Below are 4,450 nucleotides of genomic sequence, written 5' to 3' on the forward strand. Positions count from 1 at the left end.
CCAACGCGTTCTGATCGTCGAACGCATGGAGATAAGTGAAGCCTCCGGCAAAGCTCCATTTGCTTGTCCCGTTCTCGCGCGAAGCACCTCCCAAGACCGAGAACTCTTGTGCGTTTGCCGTTCCAGCGCAGATCAGCAGCACCAATGCGAGCGCCAACCACCCCCAGTGATGTCTTGCGTCGACTGCCATGCTCGTAGGCCTTCCAATCCACGGTTGCGCCGCGCGGCGCCTACCGGATGAAACCAACTCGCGCACCGGTCGCGGAGCAAGTGACTGTAAAAGGATCGCTGCAGGTTGTTTGTGGGTTGTGACACTGTGGCGAAAGCGGGCGTGACGTAGCTGTAGCAAACGCGGGGGCGTCAAACGTCAAAGTAAAGATGAAACTCCCACGGGTGGGGCCGCAGCTTGACAGGATCGATTTCATGCATACGTTTATAGTCAAGCCAGGTGGCAATGACGTCGTCCGTAAAAACGCCGCCCTTGCATAGAAACGCGTGATCGTGCTCGAGCGCGGCGCACGCCGCATCGAGTGAACCCGGCACTTGACGCACGAGCGCTGCCTCCTGAGGTGAAAGTTCGTAAATGTTGCAATCGAGCGGCGCACCGGGATCGATCTTTTGTTCGATGCCGTCGATCCCCGCCATCAGCATCGCAGCAAAAGCCAGGTAGGCATTCGCCGATGGATCCGGGCACCGGAACTCGACGCGCCGTGCGTTGGGCGCATCGGAATACATCGGAATGCGCGCCGCCGCCGATCGATTGCGCTGTGACATCGCCAGATTGACGGGCGCCTCATAGCCAGGCACGAGGCGCTTGTACGAGTTCGTCGACGGCGCACAAAACGCCATCAATGCGCCCGCGTGATGAAGCAAGCCACCGATGTACCAACGGCACATCTCGGACGTGAGTGCCCATCCGTGCTCGTCGTAGAAGAGGTTGCGTTCGTCGTCCCAAAGGCTCTGGTGGCAATGCATGCCGCTTGCATTGTCCGCGAACAGCGGCTTCGGCATGAACGTCGCCACCTTGCCATGCTGCCGCGCGATGTTCTTGCAGACGTACTTGTAAAGCATTACGTTGTCGGCCATGCGAGTGAGTGTGTCGAATCGCATGTCGATCTCATTCTGGCCACCTGTCGCGACTTCATGGTGATGCACTTCGACCTGCACGCCGATCCCCTGCAGGGTCAACGCGATTTCCGAGCGGATGTCCTGCAAGGTGTCGTGAGGCGGAACCGGGAAGTAGCCTTCCTTGTGTCGCATTCGATAACCTAGGTTGCCGCCACCGTACGCGCCTTCGTCGCGCCCCGTGTTCCATTCGCCTTCCATCGATTCGACATGGTAGTAGCCGCTGTGCGTATCCTGCCCGAAGCGGATCGAGTCAAAAATGAAGAACTCCACCTCCGGCCCGACGTAACAGGCAGCCGCGATCCCCGTATCGCGCAAATACCGTTCAGCCTTTTTCGCGATATAACGCGGGTCGCGCGAGTAAGGTTCATGGGTTACCGGATCGACGACATCGCTGATGAGCGAGAGCGTTGGTGTCGCGCAGAAGGGGTCGATAAACGCTGTCGCCGGATCGGGCAAGAGCAGCATGTCGGATTCGTGGATCTCCTGGAAGCCGCGGATGGAGGAGCCGTCGAAACCGATGCCGCTGTGAAAGAGCCTTTCGCTGACTTCGGGCAGTGTGATCGAGAAATGTTGCCAAAGCCCGGGCAAATCGGTGAACTTCAGATCGACGATTTGAATCGCTCGCCGGTTGATGAGATCGACAACCTCTTGTGCGCAAGAGGGGCGCACAACGCGATAGCGGCCCGGCTCGACCGATACCTCGAAGGGCGATGCCCCGCTCCTTGGTGCTGAAGACGACGACATGGAGCGCCTCCCTGTGCAACCCATTTGCCGTGATGCGACGAATTGCTATGTCGAGCCGAACGATGCTGCGACGCCCTCACGCGCCCTGTACGGGCAAAGCGAGAGAGGGTTCACACATCCGTGGCAAGCGCTTTCAGGCGCGCATCGCCGGCATCGTGCGCAGCGGCACGCGTGAGATAGTTTTCGTCAGAAACGAGCGAACGTTTGACTTGCCTGTCGGCGAAGTCAACAAGCGTGATGACCCAGACGTAGCCGCCCGCCTGCTCGGCCGTCTGAACAAAGGCTTGAACATCACCGCTGTGATCGGTTTTCATCAGACCTCCTTTCGTTCACTGGGATACGGCAGGCGCGGCGTTCAGATGGCGTTGTGCGTCGACCTTGGCCGCAGCCGCCGATGATAGGGCGACGCAGATCACTACGATTCTAGGCAGCGCAACCAAGATTGCGAGTCTGGCAGGCCGGTTTTTGGGCGTTCTATTGCGCCCCTTATTGCATCCCTATGAGTTCGGTTCTTGGTTCTCGCGATCACGAGTAGGTACGCTGCCGCCCCATGACATGATCGCCAACCTCAAACGCCGCCACAGCTTGTTGCAGTTCACGCGCGTGGTCGTGCAGCGAGCTGCTCGCAGCCGCCGCTTGCTCAACGAGCGCCGCATTCTGTTGCGTCATTGCATCCATCTGATTCACGGCGAGGCCGATCTGCGCGATGCCGCGTTGCTGCTCATCCGACGCCGAGGCGATGTCGCCCATGATGCCCGCAACCTGTTGTATCGCCGAGGCAACCTTACCCATCGTCTCGCCGGCTCGTGCAACAAGTTGCGTGCCCATCTCGACGCGTTGCGTCGAGATGCCGATCAGAGCGCTGATCTCCTTGGCTGCAGAAGACGATCGTTGCGCGAGCGAACGCACTTCCCCGGCCACGACGGCAAAGCCACGCCCCTCCTCGCCGGCTCTCGCCGCTTCCACTGCGGCGTTGAGCGCGAGGATATTCGTCTGGAATGCGATGCTCTCGATCATTCCGATGATGTCGTAAATCTTTCGGGAACTCTCATCGATACCGGCCATCGTTCTGACCACGTCGCCGACGATTCCGTTGCCCGTTTCGGCAAAACCGTGTGCCTCGTCAGCGAGCCCATGCGCTTGTCGCGCATTTTCCGAATTCTGTTTGACTGTCGACGTCAGCTCTTCCATGCTCGCGGCCGCTTGTTCGAGCGACGCCGCTTGCTCCTCCGTCCGTTGAGACAAATCTGCGTTGCCCTGCGCAATTTGCTGTGAGCCCGTGCTGACGGATTGCGAAACTAGCTGTATTCGCCCGACGATACCCGCCAGACTTTCCGCCATATCGCTAAGCGAACTGAGCAGCTGGCCGATTTCGTCCCGCCCATGCGAGGTTCGCTCCACACGCAAGTCGCCGCGGGCAACCTTTGCCGCTGCATCGACCGCCAAGCGCAGTCGGCCGACGATGGAGCGCGTGCTCCAAAGTGCCGCCGCGGCGCCTGCCGCAATGGCAAAAGCTGCCAGCGCGAGCATCACAACCACAGCACGAGAAAATGACGTGTCCAGAGCGTGGCCGTCAGTGCTCGTTTGACTAGCGGTGTAATCAATCATCGACTGGACTGCGTCCATATATTGATTCTCGAGGGCCACTTGCTGGTTCACAAGGATCCGTTGCGCCAGCGCCGCTTGCCCATCGTGTATCGCTTTCATGACTGCACTGCGGGTAGCAAGATAACCTCCCCGCGCGTCGGTCACACGAGCCCACAGCTCTTTTCCTTGTTCGCTGACAAGCCGACGCTCGATATCGCCTACGGCCTTCGCGACTTGATCGTGACCGGTATCGATCGCCTGCAATTGCGCCATCGCCGTCTGGCTATCGTTGGCCGACAACGCAGCCAGTGCGTCGCGCTCCATCACCGCCTGAGCTCGCGTGATACCGGACAGCACTTGCAGATCGATCAGCAAGGGCACGCGCGACTGCGTCAGGTCGTCGATACCCTGGCTAAAGCGCTGGAGCGATGCAAGCGAAGTGACCGCCAGCGCGATCGTCAAAGCCAAGGTGACTGCGAACGAGAGCGCGAGACGCGTTCCCACTTTGATATCTGTCGACTTCATTTCTACGACTACTCTCTAAACACAAAAAACAACGGCGCACCGTCAAACCAAACCTGCCCACACCGGATTACGGCGCATAAAGTGGAATCTGTAGCGTCAACGGCGAAATTGTGTTTTTTAGGAGTGCAAACTATCTCGGCGAAATAAGGCTTTCATCGCCCCTTGCGCTGAAGCGAACCGCAGCCTGTGCTACCTTCATGCCCCGAAGACTCAGTCGCCGCCTGCCCGGACATGGCGCCCAGCGCCCCGTTGCGAGGTGCGGCGGACCCTGTGCAATCCATGTTGGAGAACCTCGATGAAAATCGCAGTGATGGGCGCTGGCGCCGTCGGTTGCTACTACGGCGGCATGTTGGCGCGGGGAGGCCATGACGTTGTGCTCATCGGCCGTGCCCGACACGTCGATGCGATCAATCGCGAAGGCTTGCGCTTCACGAAAGGTGGCGCCGACGAGCACATCCGGCTCGCT

At 59.6% G+C, this 4,450-nt stretch carries 5 protein-coding genes; 1 reads left to right on the forward strand and 4 read right to left on the reverse strand.

The window, feature by feature from the left end; all coding sequences use genetic code 11:
• The 4 genes from VL598_RS12740 to VL598_RS12755 all read right to left on the reverse strand — a co-directional run.
• On the reverse strand, positions 1 to 190 hold a 190-nt coding region (locus tag VL598_RS12740; RefSeq protein WP_325327087.1), incomplete at its 3' end, for a hypothetical protein.
• Positions 191 to 360: 170 nt separating this feature from the next.
• Positions 361 to 1,872, reverse strand: a complete 1,512-nt coding sequence (glnA, locus tag VL598_RS12745) for a type I glutamate--ammonia ligase (RefSeq protein ID WP_325327088.1) — start codon at positions 1,870 to 1,872, stop codon at positions 361 to 363.
• A 110-nt stretch (positions 1,873 to 1,982) separates the two neighbouring features.
• Positions 1,983 to 2,186 (reverse strand): hypothetical protein, encoded by a 204-nt coding sequence (locus VL598_RS12750; RefSeq protein WP_325327089.1) that lies wholly within the window; start codon positions 2,184 to 2,186, stop codon positions 1,983 to 1,985.
• 211 nt (positions 2,187 to 2,397) lie between these two features.
• Positions 2,398 to 3,984, reverse strand: a complete 1,587-nt coding sequence (locus VL598_RS12755) for a methyl-accepting chemotaxis protein (protein ID WP_325327090.1) — start codon at positions 3,982 to 3,984, stop codon at positions 2,398 to 2,400.
• Between the two features lie 295 nt (positions 3,985 to 4,279).
• On the opposite strand from VL598_RS12755, the gene VL598_RS12760 reads away from it, so the two are divergent.
• A partial coding sequence (locus VL598_RS12760) for a 2-dehydropantoate 2-reductase (RefSeq protein WP_325327091.1) occupies positions 4,280 to 4,450 on the forward strand: 171 nt, incomplete at its 3' end.

It is taken from the genome of Trinickia sp., from assembly GCF_035492435.1.
Lineage (GTDB): Bacteria > Pseudomonadota > Gammaproteobacteria > Burkholderiales > Burkholderiaceae > Trinickia.